16 protein-coding genes and 2 pseudogenes are annotated in these 15,367 nt (G+C 64.5%); 9 read left to right on the top strand and 9 right to left on the bottom strand.

Going from position 1 to position 15,367, the window contains the following annotated elements:
• Nucleotides 1-204 precede the first annotated feature (204 nt).
• From ABIA40_RS24875 to ABIA40_RS24860, 4 genes and pseudogenes are all read left to right on the top strand, one after another.
• Nucleotides 205-2,296 (top strand): annotated as a pseudogene (locus ABIA40_RS24875) (adenylate/guanylate cyclase domain-containing protein).
• 180 nt (nt 2,297-2,476) lie between these two features.
• Nucleotides 2,477-3,415 (top strand): alpha/beta fold hydrolase, encoded by a 939-nt coding sequence (locus ABIA40_RS24870; protein WP_404543652.1) that lies wholly within the window; start codon nt 2,477-2,479, stop codon nt 3,413-3,415.
• Entirely contained in the window at nt 3,390-3,977 is a 588-nt protein-coding gene (locus ABIA40_RS24865; RefSeq protein ID WP_404543649.1) for a HutD family protein, read from the top strand. The genes ABIA40_RS24870 and ABIA40_RS24865 overlap by 26 nt, the downstream gene beginning before the upstream one ends.
• A 104-nt stretch (nt 3,978-4,081) precedes the next feature.
• Nucleotides 4,082-5,287 carry an adenylate/guanylate cyclase domain-containing protein gene (locus ABIA40_RS24860; RefSeq protein WP_275497231.1) on the top strand — a complete coding sequence of 402 codons (1,206 nt, stop codon included), beginning with the start codon at nt 4,082-4,084 and terminating at the stop codon, nt 5,285-5,287.
• On the opposite strand, the gene ABIA40_RS24855 is transcribed toward ABIA40_RS24860, so the two are convergent.
• From ABIA40_RS24855 to ABIA40_RS24840, 4 genes are all read right to left on the bottom strand, one after another.
• Nucleotides 5,274-5,567 (bottom strand): hypothetical protein, encoded by a 294-nt coding sequence (locus ABIA40_RS24855; protein WP_128262803.1) that lies wholly within the window; start codon nt 5,565-5,567, stop codon nt 5,274-5,276. The two genes, ABIA40_RS24860 and ABIA40_RS24855, sit on opposite strands and share 14 nt — an antisense overlap.
• A gap of 262 nt (nt 5,568-5,829) precedes the next feature.
• Nucleotides 5,830-6,009 (bottom strand): hypothetical protein, encoded by a 180-nt coding sequence (locus ABIA40_RS24850; protein WP_128262804.1) that lies wholly within the window; start codon nt 6,007-6,009, stop codon nt 5,830-5,832.
• Nucleotides 6,010-6,095: 86 nt separating this feature from the next.
• Nucleotides 6,096-6,302: a hypothetical protein gene (locus ABIA40_RS24845; RefSeq protein ID WP_050991724.1), complete on the bottom strand. Its 207-nt coding sequence runs from the start codon at nt 6,300-6,302 to the stop codon at nt 6,096-6,098.
• Between the two features lie 94 nt (nt 6,303-6,396).
• Nucleotides 6,397-6,765 carry a rhodanese-like domain-containing protein gene (locus tag ABIA40_RS24840; protein ID WP_157285238.1) on the bottom strand — a complete coding sequence of 123 codons (369 nt, stop codon included), beginning with the start codon at nt 6,763-6,765 and terminating at the stop codon, nt 6,397-6,399.
• A 175-nt stretch (nt 6,766-6,940) separates the two neighbouring features.
• On the opposite strand from ABIA40_RS24840, the gene ABIA40_RS24835 reads away from it, so the two are divergent.
• Both ABIA40_RS24835 and ABIA40_RS24830 read left to right on the top strand, forming a co-directional pair.
• Nucleotides 6,941-7,738 (top strand): adenylate/guanylate cyclase domain-containing protein, encoded by a 798-nt coding sequence (locus tag ABIA40_RS24835; protein ID WP_271538706.1) that lies wholly within the window; start codon nt 6,941-6,943, stop codon nt 7,736-7,738.
• 219 nt (nt 7,739-7,957) lie between these two features.
• Nucleotides 7,958-8,899: a Ku protein gene (locus ABIA40_RS24830; RefSeq protein ID WP_271538704.1), complete on the top strand. Its 942-nt coding sequence runs from the start codon at nt 7,958-7,960 to the stop codon at nt 8,897-8,899.
• 27 nt (nt 8,900-8,926) lie between these two features.
• Here the strand turns inward: ABIA40_RS24830 and ABIA40_RS24825 are convergent.
• A pseudogene (locus tag ABIA40_RS24825) lies at nt 8,927-9,194 on the bottom strand (hypothetical protein).
• Between the two features lie 247 nt (nt 9,195-9,441).
• On the opposite strand from ABIA40_RS24825, the gene ABIA40_RS24820 reads away from it, so the two are divergent.
• Nucleotides 9,442-9,918 (top strand): DUF3833 family protein, encoded by a 477-nt coding sequence (locus ABIA40_RS24820; protein ID WP_271538701.1) that lies wholly within the window; start codon nt 9,442-9,444, stop codon nt 9,916-9,918.
• A 146-nt stretch (nt 9,919-10,064) separates the two neighbouring features.
• Here the strand turns inward: ABIA40_RS24820 and ABIA40_RS24815 are convergent, their stop codons facing one another.
• From ABIA40_RS24815 to ABIA40_RS24805, 3 genes are all read right to left on the bottom strand, one after another.
• Nucleotides 10,065-10,523 (bottom strand): nuclear transport factor 2 family protein, encoded by a 459-nt coding sequence (locus ABIA40_RS24815; protein ID WP_128262808.1) that lies wholly within the window; start codon nt 10,521-10,523, stop codon nt 10,065-10,067.
• Between the two features lie 137 nt (nt 10,524-10,660).
• Entirely contained in the window at nt 10,661-11,134 is a 474-nt protein-coding gene (locus ABIA40_RS24810; protein ID WP_271538851.1) for an isoprenylcysteine carboxylmethyltransferase family protein, read from the bottom strand.
• A gap of 21 nt (nt 11,135-11,155) precedes the next feature.
• Nucleotides 11,156-12,052 carry an NAD(P)/FAD-dependent oxidoreductase gene (locus tag ABIA40_RS24805; RefSeq protein WP_271538697.1) on the bottom strand — a complete coding sequence of 299 codons (897 nt, stop codon included), beginning with the start codon at nt 12,050-12,052 and terminating at the stop codon, nt 11,156-11,158.
• A gap of 113 nt (nt 12,053-12,165) precedes the next feature.
• Between ABIA40_RS24805 and ABIA40_RS24800 the strand changes: the two genes are divergently transcribed.
• Together ABIA40_RS24800 and ABIA40_RS24795 are read left to right on the top strand one after the other, a co-directional pair.
• Nucleotides 12,166-12,819: a TetR/AcrR family transcriptional regulator gene (locus tag ABIA40_RS24800; RefSeq protein WP_404543643.1), complete on the top strand. Its 654-nt coding sequence runs from the start codon at nt 12,166-12,168 to the stop codon at nt 12,817-12,819.
• Between the two features lie 222 nt (nt 12,820-13,041).
• Nucleotides 13,042-13,455: a hypothetical protein gene (locus tag ABIA40_RS24795; protein WP_271538849.1), complete on the top strand. Its 414-nt coding sequence runs from the start codon at nt 13,042-13,044 to the stop codon at nt 13,453-13,455.
• Between the two features lie 1,407 nt (nt 13,456-14,862).
• Here ABIA40_RS24795 and ABIA40_RS24790 read toward each other — a convergent pair.
• Nucleotides 14,863-14,988: a hypothetical protein gene (locus ABIA40_RS24790; protein WP_271538691.1), complete on the bottom strand. Its 126-nt coding sequence runs from the start codon at nt 14,986-14,988 to the stop codon at nt 14,863-14,865.
• Between the last annotated feature and the right edge of the window lie 379 nt (nt 14,989-15,367).

The raw sequence follows: 15,367 nt of genomic DNA, 5'->3' as shown, positions 1-15,367 counted from the left end.
CCGGTTGGGATCGGGCGCACGGGCGGTGCGCTTGGGTGAGGAGTAGCGGGCAAGTGGGGGGTAAAGCCAATGCCCAGCTTCTATCGAGACGTTAGCCCGCGGGCATTGGCAACCGGCGCCCGCTCCTGCCAGACGTAACGAACGAGCGCTGACGGCCGTAAGGCCATGTCAGTGGCTCGCGACAAGGCGCAGGCGAAGACAGCGATGACGGTCGATCTCGAACGACGGCTTCATGCGATCGCAAGGATGACGGTGAGCATCCGCCTTGCGGTCTCCGCGCTGGTCCTCGCCGCGATCCTGCTGACCGCGGCGCTCTCCAGCCTGCTGTGGTGGCGCACGGCGGAGGCGGCCAGCCGGCAGCTCGCCTCGACCATCAACGAGCAGATCGTCGCGGCGGTGCGCAAGGAGGTCTCGGCCATCGTCGACGAGGCGCGGGCCGCGCACACCGCGATCCGCACGCTGTTCCTCCAGAACGTGCTCGACACCCGCGAGGCCGACAAGCGCGAATTCGTCTTCCTCTCGCAATTGCAATCGCAGGCCACGATTTCCTGGGTCGCGTTCGGCTGGCCCGACGGCTCCTTCTTCGCCGCGCACAAGCTCGGCGACCGGCGCCTGGAGATGATGGAGATCTCGCTCACGGATCATCCGGGCGAGCGCCGCGTCGACGAATACGACGTGGTGCCCGGCGACATCGAGTTCGCCAACCGCCGCTTCGAGCCGACCGATTTCCGCGTCGCCGATCAGGCCTGGTTCAAGGCCGGCCTCGGCGCGGACGACCCGCAATGGTTCAGGGTGACGCACCACGCGACCGGCGAGCGGCCGTCGATCGCCTTCGCCGGCCCGATCGACGTCTACCAGGAGCGCCAAGGCGTGCTTGCCGTCATCATCGAATATACCAGGCTTGCGCGCTTCCTGTCGCAGCTGGAGGTCGGGCGCACCGGCACCGCCTTCATCGTCGACGGCAGCGGTGAGCTTGTCGCGGCGCCGGATAAGGACGCCGACGAGCTCCATCCGGCGCGTGGCGACACGGCGCTGCTGCCGTTGGCGCGCGCAGCGCTCGACCAGGCCGGGGAAGGCCGGCCGCAAGGAGGCGTGGCGAAATCGGCTCACCTCGGGCGGCGCGGCCTATGAGGTTGCACTGACGCCGCTGCCGTTTCCCGGCTGGTCGCTCGCGACCGTGATCCCCGAGGCGGAATTTCTCGGGCCGGTCGAGACGACATTGCATCGCCTGATCCTCGGCCTCGCCGTCGGCGCCGTGCTCGCGGCGCTGGCCTCGGCAATGCTGGCGCGGTCCGTCATCGCCGCGCCGCTGTCGCGCGTCGTCGGCGAACTGCGCCACGTCGAAGCCTTCGCGCTGGAGCAGGTCCGCCGCCATCCGTCACGGCTCAAGGAGATCGCAAGCCTGTCGGGTGCGATCGCCGAGATGGCGGCCGGCCTGTCCGCATTCCGCAAGTTCATCCCGGCGGATCTCGTCCGCGGCCTGCTGCGCCAGGGCGTCGAGGCGAAGCCCGGCGGCAGCGTTCAGGAGCTCAGCGTGATGTTCATCGACATCGCTGGCTTTACTGGATTGTCGGAGCGGCTCGGTGACCGCGTCGTGCCGCTGCTGTCGCGCTATCTCGACCTCACCTCGGAGATCATCGTCGCCAATGGCGGCACCATCGACAAGTTCATCGGCGATGCCGTGATGGCGTTCTGGGGCGCGCCGCAGCCGCAAGGCGATCACGCCGCACGATGCTGCCGCGCCGCGCTCGCCTGCCGCCGGGCGATCGACGAATCGGGCCTCGTCGACGATCTCGGTCAGCCGCTCCAGATCCGCATCGGCATCAATTCCGGCCGCATGCTGGTCGGCAATATCGGCTCGGAGCTGCGGCTGAACTACACCGTGATCGGCGATGCCGTGAATGTCGCGAGCCGCCTCGAAGGCGCCAACAAATCCTACGGCACGCAGATCCTGATCGGCGCGGCGACCGAATGTCTGGCGCGCGGTGCCGTCGTCACGCGCGAGGTCGACAGCATCGCGGTCTACGGACGCGAGGAGGGACTCTCCGTTCACGAGCTGATCGGGATGGTGAACGAGATGGCGGTTGGCAGCACCGGCTGGATCGCCGATTACGAGCGCGGCCTCGCCGCCTATCGCGCCCGCCGCTTTGCCGATGCGCTCGCCGATTTCGAGGCGGTGCTGAAGCAGCGCGGCGACGATCGCCCGGCCGAGCTGATGCGCGACCGCTGCCGTCGGCTCGCTGCAGCTGCGCCCGACGTCAGCTGGCGGCCTGTGGCGGCATTGGCGTCGAAATAGCCGCGCGGATTCCGCGGGCGTCATGCGCGCGTCCGCGCATTCCGCAGGCCGAACCCTTGAGCTAGCCGGGGGCCTATTGTAAGGGATCGCCTGGGTCTGCAGTTCACCCAGGCGTCAGCGTCCCGCGAAGCTTCTGCGTCATCTCAAGGCCGGCGCACCCGGAAGCGTGGAAGGCGCAACATGACCGCAAATCCGGACGCATTGCCGCTCGCCGGGCCTGCTCCGGTCTCGGTGCAGACCTCCCGCGGGATCATCCAATGCTCGGTCGCAGGCGAGGGGCCTGCGATCCTCGCCATCCATGGTGGCATGGGCGGCCACGACCAATCGTGGCTGCTCGCGCGTGCACTCACTTCGACGCTCTGCGACAAGCGGGTTCTTGCCGTGTCTCGTCCGGGCTATCTCGGCTCGCGCCTGGAGCTGGGCGCCTCGCCCGATGACCAGGCTGATCTCTATCGCGATCTGCTCGACGCGCTCGGGATTTCCAGCGCGGCCGTCGTCGCGGTCTCGGCCGGCGGCCCTTCGGCGCTGCAATTTGCCGCGCGGCATCCCTCGCGCTGCTGCGCGTTGGTGCTGGTGTCGGCCTGCACGGGACGACTGCAAACGCCGCCGGACATCGCCGCGCGCCTGCGCATGATGCGCCATCTTGCGCGTCTTCCCGGATTGCCAGGGGTCCTGAAGTGGCGGGCTGAACGCAATCCGCAAGCTGGTGCGCGCCGCGCGATTCCCGATGACGCAATGCGCGAGCGAACCTTGCGCCATCCCGAGGCAGGCCTCTTATTGCGCACCTTGCAGGCGAGCGTGTTCGAGCATCTAGCCGCCAGGATCCCCGGGACCGTCAACGACATCGCGCAATTTGCCGCGCTCGAGCGGTTGCCTGCAGGAACGGTCTCGGCGCCTGCTCTCGTCGTGCACGGACGCGCCGATGATGTGGTGGCGTTCTCGCATGCCGAGAACGTCTGCCGGGCAATCCCGCAGGCGAAGCTGCTGGCGCTCCCCGATGGCGGTCACGTCTCGCTGTTCACGCATCTGGATGCGGTGCGCAAGGAGGCCGAGCCGTTCCTGGATCCGCACCCTCATCGCATTGGGGATCTCCATGAAGACCACGCTGCTCAATCCTGAAAACTACACCCGCTCGCCGTGGAAGAACGGCGGCGGCGTCTTCACCGACATCGCCGACGCGCACCGGGCCGATGCGCCGCGCAAGGACTGGGACAGCCTGCTCTGGCGCTTTGCGTCGACGCCGATTTTTGCGCCCGGTCCCTTCTCCCACATGCCCGGCATCGACCGCTTGCAGATGGTCGTCGAAGGGCGCGGGCTGGTGCTGAAGTCGCCGACGCAGGAATTCGACGAGCGTGAACCTTTTACGACGGTGCGTTTCACCGGCGAGCTCGAGATCGTGACCGAGCTCGCGGCCGGTCCCGTCGAGGTCGTGAACCTCATGGCGCGACGCGGTGCGGCCGAGATCGATCTCCTCGCACTGAAGCAGCCCGGCGATCACCGGCACCTCGCCGCCGGCACGCATCTGGTCTACGCCCCGCGGGGCGAATGCCGCATCCGCCTCGACAATGAGGAATTTGCGATTCCCCGCACCGGCACGCTGAAGCTCGAGCTGGCGGGGCCGTCGCAGCTTGCGCTCGTCGCGGGCCTGGCGGTGCTGGGGTCGATCCGGCTTCTGGTCTAGAACCTCGGACCGATGCGCACAATCCATGCAACTGGCCAGGTTGACGCCGCCCGGCCGGCACACAATATCTGCTTCGCTAAAGATGCCAGCTCGAGGGGCAGAATATGAATGCGCCAGACACATACGCCCCCACGCAGGCCGACGGCGTCATCGACTGGCTGACCAACGGCACGCGCGACGAGCGCTTCATCGATAATATCTTTGCGCAGATGTGCATCCGCCTGCAGCAGGCGGGCATTCCGCTCAAGCGGTCGACGCTTCACGTGATGATCCATCATCCGCAATGGCTGGGCGCCCGCATGATGTGGTCCGACGGCAAGCGCGAGGCGGAGATCACGCTGGCCGACTATGACGTTCGCGAGCGGTCCGAATATATCGGCAGCTCCGCCAACGAGATCCATGACGGTGCCGACGAGGTCCGCGAAAAGCTCGAACAGGATTCCTCGCTCGGTCGCAAGCATGCTCTCTATGACGACATGCGCTCGCTGGGCATGACCGATTATGTGGCCTGGCCGCTGCTGCACACGCTCGGCAAGCGCCACGTCGTCACGTTTGCCACTGATCGTCCCGGCGGTTTCGACGACGCGCATGTCGCCGGTCTGAAGAAGCTGTTGCCGGTGCTGGCGCTGGTCAGCGAGATCCGCATCAAGAATCGCCTGGCGCGCACGCTGCTCGAGACCTATGTCGGCTCCCATGCCGGCGAGCTGATCCTGGCCGGCGCCACAAGGCGCGGCACCGGCACGACGGTGCGCGCCGCGATCATGATCTGCGACCTCAGGGACTTCACCAAGATCTCCGACAACTGGCCGCGCGATGACGTCATCGACCTCCTCAACGACTATTTCGACGCGATGTCGGAGCCGATCGCGCGGCACGGCGGCGAGATCCTGAAATTCATCGGTGACGGGCTGCTCGCCATCTTCCCGCTGCATCAGCCGAACGCCTGCGCCAATCTTCTGCACGCGGTGGCAGAGGCGAGGAGAGCCATGGCCGCGCTCAACGATCGGAACAGCGCGACCGGCCGCGCGCCGCTGAACTACGGCATCGGCGTCCACGTCGGCGATGTCATGTACGGCAATATCGGATCGGCCCAGCGGCTGGATTTCACGGTGATCGGCCCGGCCGTCAACATGGCCTCCCGCCTGGAGGCGCTGACCAAGACGCTCGGCAGGAACGTGCTGTTGTCACGCGATTTCGCCGAGCTTGTCGAAAAGGAGTTCGCATTGGAGCATGTCGGCCGGCACGAGGTGCGCGGCTTCAACGCCCCGATCGAGCTGTATGCCTATCCGGCTCGCGCTATTTCCGGTTAGTTCCGGGAGCGTTCGGCAGGGCCTGCTGGCCGCCCTGGGTCTGCCTGGCCGGATCGTTGTCGCCCGGCCTCATCGTTGACGACTTCGCCGGTGCACTGGCGCCGCCGCTGTTGGCGTCCGACGACGTATTGAGGCTGGAGGCGCCCGCGCCGGTCGTGCCGCCGGTGCCGGTCGAATTGATGCCGGAGCCCGTCCTCGACGGCCCCGCGCCGCTTTGCGCGAAGGCGTAAGGAGACGAGGCGAGCGCCGCGATGAGCCCTGCTATGACGAGTGCTTTCATGTCCGCTCCTGTGCTCGGCCTAGTGCATGATCCGGAAAAGTGCGCAGCGGTTTTCCGAAAAGATCATGCTCAAACAATAACCTGTAGCGCGATGACGGTTCATCCTGATCGCGTCGCGCTCTAGGCGGCCCCGGCCCGGCATCCGGGGGCGGGGCTTGAGCCGAGGCCGCCATTTGCCGGAATGGTGAGACGCCGGCGAAAGGCCAATGCGCGGGAACGCGCGGTCGTTCCAATTCCTGCCGGCGGTCGCAACCCCGCTGAACTACGCCGACCAGCGATCCTGCTCTTCCTGGTGGGCGTGCTCGTTCAGCCGGTCGGCGATCTCGTCCGCAATCTGCTCGGTCTCGGCCGAGCCCACCGGCTCGCCCTTGTGGGTCTTCAGCTTGTCCTTGTCGGCTTCGATCGGAAAATCGTCGGGTGTCAGTCCGGTCGTCTTGTTCATAGTGCGCCTCACTGTCTCCAGTTGGGGAAAACACACGTGAAGGGCCGATCGTTGCTACGAAGATGAAGCCGCTGGACGAGGCGGCGTCAGGCGCCGCCGACTGCCCGCGTGATGGTGCCGCTCCCGCCGCAGGTGGCGCAAGGCGCGCCGTCGATGCGTCCCTTGCCGTGACAATCGGGACAGACGTCGTCGCCGGTGCCCTTGGTTCCGGGCGGGGCTTCGTCACCGGGATTGAGCGCTGCTTGCGTCGGAATCTTTGCGTCTTGCGCGTGGGCAGCCTTGGTCTTGGTCATCTGCGCCTCCTCGACAACACCGCAACGCGCCTTGCCGCAGAAAGTGCCAATCGGAGTTCGCAGCGCAGTCAACGGAACCGCGCTGCTGATCTCGCTACTTCTCGACTGCGCCCGTCCAGTCCTTGAAGCCGCCGACGTTGTAGACGTTCTCGTAACCCATATCCTTCAAGAGCTTACCGGCCAGCGCCGACCTGCCGCCGGATGCGCAATAGAGGATGACGGTCTTGCTCTTGTCGAACGCCTTGTCGTGATAGGGCGACTCCGGGTCGGCGCGAAACTCCAGCATCCCGCGCGAGACATTCACGGCGCCGGCGATCTTGCCGCTGGCGGCGACTTCCGGCGCATCGCGAACGTCCACGACTAGCGTGTTGCCCTGGTTGATCATCTCGGCCGCCTGCTCCGAGGTGATTTTCGGGACCGCCGCGTTCGCAGCTTCCAGCATTTGCTTGACACTCGTTGCCATGGGTTCTCTCCGGGTCTTCATCTGCCGCCCCACAAGACGATAGCACATCGATCTGGACATCGCTCCCGGATGAACTTGTCCTGCTGGAGTCAGCAGGCCGGGGCTGGTTGCCAAGGCCGGATTGTACGACTAGCTTTGCCGAAGCTACGCCCAAACGGTCTCTGGCCGCGCCTTCATGCCCAAATTCCTCCGCATCGGTGTCCATCAGTCGAACGTTTCCGGATACACCTCGAAGGCGTGGTGCGTCAGGCGGGTCGGCTCGGCGGTCTTCCTGAAATGGGGCGCGGTGGAGGTGCATGGCACCGGAGCGGCGCGCAAGGTCTATTGGTCGCGTCTGCCGCAGGAGAAGACCGTTCGTTGCGGCACCGCGCAGCGCGCGCAGGACTACACCAAAGCCGCGATCGCGCGGCGCCGCAGCCATCGCTATGAGCCGCTGACCGGCACGATCGCGAACCGGCGGCCGTCGGCCGCACGTGGGGCCGAGCTCAAGCAGGCGCTCGCCACCATCCTGATCGTCGACATCGTCGGCTCCACCGCGAAGGCGGCCAAGCTCGGCGATGCGCGCTGGACCAAGGTCATGGGCCATTACTACGCGGCGGTGCGCAAGGAGCTGAAGACGTGCGGCGGCAAGGAGGTCGTGACCACTGGCGACGGCGTGCTGGCAACCTTCAAGAAGCCCGCCGCCGGCATCGCCTGCGCCACCGCGGTCCAGAAAGCCGTGCGCACGCTCGGCCTCGAAATCCGCGTGGGCCTGCACGTCGGCGAATACACCATCAGCGGCGGCGAGATGGTCGGCCTCGCCTTCCACATCGGCACCCGCATCGCCGCGAAAGCGCGCGCCGGCGAGGTCCTGGTGTCGAGCGCGGTGAAGGAGCTGATGACGGCGCAGGCGGCGATCGCACTGCGGGATCACGGCGTGCACCGGCTGAAGGGCGTCCCGGAGCGGTGGCGGCTGTGGCGGGTGGAGGGGTGACGGGACTGGACGGCCCTTCGCGAGGCTGCGCCCAGATGGAAGGCTCCGGCTATTCAAGTTTCAAAACAAGCGTTTCGCGCCATTTCGGGCCGGATTGAGCCGATCGGCGGTTGCGGTCGGCCGTCGGATGTCCCGCGCTTTTCTGTTCCATGCCATGTCGGAACCGAGGCCCGCCGTTCGTCTTGAATCCAAGTCGCCTCGAAACGGAGTTCTGCGTACATGGCCCCGCGCGCCAATTGGAAAGGCTTCCTGAGACTGTCCCTCGTCACCTGTCCCGTGGCGCTCTATCCCGCGACGTCCGAGAGCGAGAAGATCTCGTTCAACCAGCTCAACCGGCAGACCGGCCACCGCATCAAATACGTGAAGGTGGACGCGGAGACCGGCGACGAGGTGCCGAACGAGGACATCGTCAAGGGCTATGAGCTCGAGAAGGGCCAGTACATCGAGGTCTCGAAGGAAGAGCTCGAGGAGATCGCGCTGGAATCGACGCGCACGATCGAGATCGACGAATTCGTCGACAAATCGGACATCGACCCGCGCTACCTGATCCGCCCCTATTACATCCGCCCCGACGGCAAGGTCGGCCACGATGCCTTCGCGGTGATCCGCGAGACCATCCGCGAGATGGACAAGGTCGCGATCGGGCGCGTGGTGCTGACCAACCGCGAGCACATCGTCGCGCTGGAGCCGATGGACAAGGGCCTCGTCGGCACGCTCCTGCGCTACCCCTACGAGGTGCGCAGCGAGCAGGAATATTTCGATGACATCCAAGACGTGAAAGTCACCAAGGACATGCTCGATCTCGCCCGGCACATCGTCAACCAGAAGGCCGGACGCTTCGCGCCCGAGAAATTCGAGGACCATTACGAGACCGCGCTGATCGAGCTGATCAACGAGAAGCGCGCCGGCAAGGTGATCCGGCCGAAGGAGCGGCCGAAGGGCGAGAACGTCGTCGACCTCATGGAGGCGCTGCGCCGCAGCGTCGGCAAGGACGCCGGGAAGCAGGCCGCGCCCGCGAAGGCGGACAAGCCGGCGAAGAAGCCGAGGAAGGCGGCGGCCGGCCAGAAGGAGATGCTGATGCCGATCGCGGGCAAGAAGGCGGCCGCCAAGGAGACGTCCGCGAAGAAGCAGGCCTCAGGGGCGCGGCGGAAATCCGCATGAAGCACGCGAAGCGCCTTGCAGCAGGCCTCAAAGGCCCTCGTCAGGACACTCCGGACAGGTATCGCCGATCGAATCGAGGACATCGTTGATCTCCGCGATCGCCTCATCGGCCGAGACGCCGTCCGGCGGATCCTGGCGCGCACGCTCGACCGCGCGTTTCCGAGCGTGCGGGTCGGCGCGATCCTTGGCCCAGCCGTGCTCCTCGCACGCAGATCGCGCCGGCCTCGTGCAGCACGTGGATGGCCCAGCCGCGCAGGGTTCGGATCGCCGGTCGTCTTTCCCTGGTCATCAGCATGCGAGGCCGCTCCTGCGGGACGAATCCGTCCGCCCACCCACTCGTTCCCCGCGGTTAGCACGGGGCAGGGATTCCCAAACGGCAGGACTCGGCTTGTCCACCTGTTCCGGCAGACTGTGGAGAACGCGAGGTATTGGCGCGGGGTCTGCACGCGTTGCAAGCACGCGGCCGATACAGGCAAGTTTCCTCCTGAGGAACCTGGTGCTGAGAGGCGGCTTATGTCGTCACCGGTTTCGGAGGAAAAGCCATGGCCATTGATGCGTTCGCGGGCACAACGCCCGTGTTTCTCCCGGAGCAGTTCTTCGTCGGCCGCCTGGAAGGCTGGGCGGTGGTCGAGAGCCTCGTCGGCGGGCTCTTGAAGCGCGCGTCGATCGCCGCTCATGGCGAGCTGGACGCGGACACCGACACCGTCGTCCTGACCGAAACTTACACCTTCGATGACGGCCACAGCGACACGCTGCGCTGGACCATCCACAAGCTGGGCGAAGGCCAATACACCGGCCATGAGAACCGCCTGGAAGGCGAGGCCACCGGCGAGCAGGCCGGTTGTGCATTCCATTGGACCTACACGCGCGACACGCCCCAGGGCGACGGCAAGTCGTTCAAGCTGAACTTCGATGATTGGTTCTATGCGGTCGATGACCACGCCTGCATCGTGCGCGGCAGCGCCGGGCGCGCGGGCATTCCGTTCGCGACGGCGCATGTGACGTATCGCAAGCTATAGGTTTGGCGCGATGGTGACAGTATACTCTGTACATCCTTGTGTGGAATGCGCGTCACTCTGCATTTCGAATGCCACCACGCAACGGCTCAGGTGCTCAACGCCTGTTTAACGCCAAGCTGATGGTGGCATCACACGAATGATCGGCGTTAGCTCACGATTGGTCCAGCCGCAGCTTCCTCCAAACCGGCACGAGCCTGGATAGCGAGGCTTCGTTCTGCAGCCTGCGAGTCGAAGTATTCCTCAATCGAATAAACCTTGCCCCATCGCAACTTGAAGACGTGGACGCCCCTGTTCACATACGAGCTTTGGCCGTCAAGTAGCCTCGCGTTGGCCCGCCACTTGACGAACACTGTGGTGTTCCATGGCCAACCCGTCACCTCGACCTGTTCAATATCTATGTGCAGCTTCGGGAAAACACGGCCCATGCGCTCGAACCACTGCTTCACCGATTGCTTTCCATGTCGCTCACCCCCCAACGCATGATCTCCGGCAACCCAGTGATACGCGTTTGGCGTTAGGCCTTTTGCAGCATCATCCCAACGTTGGTTGTTGACATGATCGAAGCTCCTGCGGATCTCTTTTTTGACAATTTGACTGTAGACCATTGATGCCTCCAGTTGTTTGGACGGCCCTGCAAGACGGATGGATACTTTCCAGACACTGAAGAGTTGCTCCGGGTAAGGACGGCGATCCGTCGGGACAGCTGGCTGACGGCCGGCCCCACACGCGGCAGCGGCGGAAGTCAGAGCCAGCGGCGAACCTTGGCCTTGTAGCGGCGGTAGTCGTCGCCGAACTTTGCTTCCAGATAGCGCTCCTCGCGGGCGATCACCTGCGTCTGGATCGCGATCAGCACCAACGGGAGCAAGGCGAAGGCGATCGGCCCGTCGAAGCTGATCGCAAGGCCGGCATAGATAAGCGCCATGCCGAGATACATGGGATTGCGGGTCCACCGATAAGGGCCGGTCGTTGCGATGAGGGTCGTTGGCTGCGACGGCGGAACGTTGGTGCCCAGCCGCCGGAACAACCCCGCCGCCGCAAGCATCATCGCCGCGCCGGCAACGAACAGCGGCGCGCCCGCCGCGACCAGCAACCGCCAGTCGATGCCGAAAGAACGCTGGGTGACGAACCGCTCCGCCGCCAGCCCCAACAGCAGCGCTCCCAGATAGACGAAGGGCGGAGGGAAGCGCACACCCGCGCTGTCTCGTTCGACGGCCATGCTCATCCTGCATCTGTGCTCTCAAACCACCATCGACTGCTGGGCAAAGATACCCGCCATCGCGCCGTGCGATGATGCCAGGGTGACCGATGGCGGCGTGATGGGGTTGGCGAGGTCGCCGGCGGCGTAGATGCCGTGCATGCTGGTTTCGCGGCGCTCGTCGACCTTGAGGATGATGCCGAGGGGTGTTTTGACCGTGGCGAGGCCCAGTGATTCATGCAGGCTTGCGGACGGCTTGTTGCGCGGATGCGCGAACAGGATGTCGACTGCGACATTGGGGCCGGAATCGAGCTTGACGGTGGCGTTATGGGCCCCGCGTTGGGCGATCCCGGTGATCCGGCCATCGACGACGGGTATGTTGCGTCGCGCCAGATCGGCCCGGATATCGGGCGGAATATCGTGACCATCGGCGAAGAGCGTCAACCTGTCGGTCCAATCGCGGAATAGCCTGACCTGATTGTGCGACTGCGGGCCGGACCAGACGAGGCCCCAATGCTGGCCGGCGACTTCAAAGCCGTCGCAATACGGGCAGGGCACGATCGACGTGCCCCAGCCTTCGGCAAAGCCCGGAACATCAGGCATCTGGTCGGTGATGCCATAGCTCAGGATCAGGCGTCGCGCCCGAAAGCTTTCGCCACCGGACGTGAGGACGGAGAAATTGTCGATGGCGCCGGAGACGCTGTCGGCCCGGGCATTGACCAGCCTGATCGTGGGATAACGCGCCAGCTGCTGCCGCGCCTCGGCCAGGATATCCAGCGGCGGCTTGTGATCGTGGCCGAGCAGGCCATGCGAGTGGTGGGCAAAGCGGTTTCGCGGCAGGCCGGTGTCGAGAACGGTGACCTTGCGCCGCGCACGGCCGAGCTGGAGGGCGCCGGCGAGACCGGCAAAGCTGCCGCCGATGATGATGACGTCATCCATGGGGATAAGCTCCGTTGGAGGACAGGTCGAGACCTACCCATTGGCTTGGACATTTTGGACACTGCGTGGTATCGTAATTCAAGAATTAGGATACTGTCAAGGACTGTAATTTGGTGACCGAAAATCGCCAGCGCCGGCGCGGCCGGCCCGCCAACGAGGCGCTTGGCCAGACGATCGTCGACGCCGCGCGCGAACTCTTTTTGGAATTGGGGTTTCAAGCGACGACATTGGACCAGGTCGCCCGGCGCGCGAAGATATCCAAGCTTAGCATCTACAGGCACTTCGAGAACAAGGAGGCGCTGTTCGGCGCGGCCATCGCGGCCGGCTGCCAGCTCTTGTTTGCACCACAGGCCCTGCATGAGGACGACGATGGTTCGGTCGAAGATCAGCTCATGGCGGTGGGATCATTGCTGCTTCGCACGCTGCTCAGACCGGACGTCCGCAGTGTCGAAGCCATGGTCATGGCCGACAAGACCAATCAAACGTCGCTAAGCAAGCTCCATTTCGAAGCCGGCCCCGCCCATGTCATCGGCCAGATCGAGGCCCTGTTGCGTCAGTTGCACGCGAAGGCGCTTCTGAACGTGCCCGATCCTCACCGGTCCGCCCGCTTGTTTGCCGCGCTTTTCAAAGGATCCGATCTCGTGATGATCGCGCGCTTCGATCAGGCGAGAGCAGAGAACGACAAGGAAATCGAATCCTATTGCCGGTCGGCCGTCGCAATGTTCATCGCCGGGCACGGTGGCAGGGACGACGCGGTATCACGGTGACAATGCACCTAATTCAGGACTTCGGACCCGCGAAAGCCGGAGTTAATTGTGCGCACTGTCACCGTAATCCCAGGCTGGTGACGCGGGCTGCAGCCATGCCTGCGCGCCCTTCTTTCTCAAGCTTAACATTTTTGAATCGCGAACGCACGGAAGCAAAGTACGGTGGCCATTTCCCGTGAGGGGATCTTCTGGCGCTGATTGATCCAGGGCGGGGGCGGGGGCGTGAATTTCCAGGTTACGGTTTTGAAGATCCTGGTGAGCTATCCGGACGGCTTTGCCGTCATGGAAGACCTCAAGCGCGACATGGCCATCCTGGCGACCAGTGGCCGCGATTGGGCCGACCGGACGAGGCGTCTCGCCAGCCGGGTGCCGGACCTCGACATCTTTTCACAGGGGCTTGTCGAGCGCATCAGCGGTGGCTGGAGACTGACGTCCAAGGGGCGAGACATATTGGAGTTCATGGAAGCCCGCCCAGCACCGAGCGAGCCCAGCCTGACGTCCCTGGTCAATGAGACGTCCCAGCCGGTATTCGAGATTGCTCCGCTGCCGCAGCCAGCTGAGCGGGCCAAGCCGCGGCGCGAGCGCCGAGAGCGCCGCCGCGAAGCCCGCGAACGGGCGAGGGCGAACGCCTCCTGAACCGGGATTGAGGTCGGCGGCGAACTCGCTGTACATCGCCGCGCTCGAAGGGCGCCAAGTCGGCGGAGACGCGGCGGGGAGGGGTGTTAACCACCCCATCCCTCGTACGGATTATGACCTGGTTCTGGTTGGTCATCATAGTGCGGGGTCGGTTGATGGCGGGCCGGCCGTGCCGGTGAATAGGCCCAGGCCCCAGCGGTCCCAGTCGTCAAAACACGAGAATGCGCTGTCGCATGATGCCGATGGACCTGATGCCGATGGACTTGGCCTGCCACCGCGGCGCTGACGGGTGCACACAGGATTATCAAAAGGCTCAAAACGACACCCGATCGCATGGTAGTTTCTCCGATAGATCTACGATGAGGAGTTAGATGAGTCTCGGTCTACGCCCTCGCAATCGGCCACGCCTGCAAGACTGGTAACGTCCTCGGCATCCCGCGCCGGTCGGCGGTCGAATTCGTGCGAATCTGCAAACCTCGCACTCGGCTTCATGCTGGCCGTTGCGTCACGGTTTGGAGTCCTTCGTCGCCGGGGTGCGTCACGCAATGGTGAGCACACCGATTTGCCATTCGCGCAGGCGTGATTGTTCACCCACGTGTTTTTCCCGAGCGCATCCCCACCTAATGTTCAACCAAGAAATTCGAAGGAAACGCATTTCAACAGAGCAGCCGGTCGAGGCAGCGCGAATGCTCCGCACGAAAGCAACAGCCGTTCGGAGCACGACCATGACTGGATTCAGGACCTTTGTTATTGCAGCGATGATGTCGATTGGCGCGATAAGCTCTGCAAGCGCCCAGTGCCCGTTGTGGGCGATTCAAGATCCAAATTCGTTTCAGGCGCAATATCCCGATCGGGATGTGTTGAACGACTGCGAATTGACGCCAGCAGGCAGAATGGGCCTGGAACGCCCTGGCGGCGCGGCTCCCGTGTTTGGGGCCAACAGGGCTTATGAGACAACGCCTGGCGTTGCCCAGCACCACGGCTTTCGCCACCGATCGCGGTGAGTATCTGAAAATGGATCCGGATGGTCGGATTGCGGCGGAGAAACCGTAGCGCGCCAAGTCGAATCGCCAAGTCGAATGATCAGAAAATCAATCCGCTCGATTAAGTCATTGATTTCGCGTCCGTCGCCAAAAGATCGCGAGTCGGAAAAACAAGGAAGTGCGAGTCGTTTCAGGTCACTTCCAAAGATTTGCGAGTCGAATGGGTGATGACGCCGGATCTTGGGTTGGATGCCGCGATTTGTTGTCCAGATGTCGTGGTCTTGTGGAGCTTGGTGCTGCGAGCGCGGCCCGCAATGAACAACCTGCTCGAGGAAAACCGTCGGGGCCAGCACAAGTCGTCTGAAGCGGTGGAGCGCTATCGAGAGATCGATGTGCGATCGTCGAGCGCCGCGCCGGTCGAGGCTTAGCCGCCACCGCCAAAACCACCGCCGTGGCCACCGCCACCACCGCCGCCATGTGCATTGGCCGCGCCGACGGCGAGCGTCGAGGCGAGTGCTGCTGTCGCCAGAATAATGATTGCACGTTTCATGGATGACTCCTCTTGTTGCGCTGTCCGGCCATGTTCCGCGCGAGGTTGCCGATGGCCGGGTCAGTGATGAGGGAGAGGTAGGTCCGGTACGAGGCGATCCAACTGAATTCGATGTCAGATGTCAGGCAAGCCGCTCGCGAAGAGCGTCTCGCGGATCGGCGCGACGCACGCGTAGGAGCGGGCCGACCAGCGCAGTCCGCTCCTTGTTATTGCACAATGCGGCGAAGCTACAGGGCAGGCTGCGTCACCCAATCAGTACTGTGCCCGGCTCGCACGGTACGTTGTTGCCGGTCCACGGCGCGGTAACAAAGGCGCCGACGCGCGGCGCCGGAACGCAGGCCCGCTCGCCCGGATAATGGAACGGCGTGGTCGCCGCGAC

The organism is Bradyrhizobium sp. USDA 223 (assembly GCF_044909005.1).
Taxonomy (GTDB): Bacteria; Pseudomonadota; Alphaproteobacteria; order Rhizobiales; family Xanthobacteraceae; genus Bradyrhizobium; species Bradyrhizobium yuanmingense.
The sequence above is the reverse complement of the archived record's forward strand: the minus strand, read 5'-3'. Positions and strand labels throughout refer to the sequence as shown.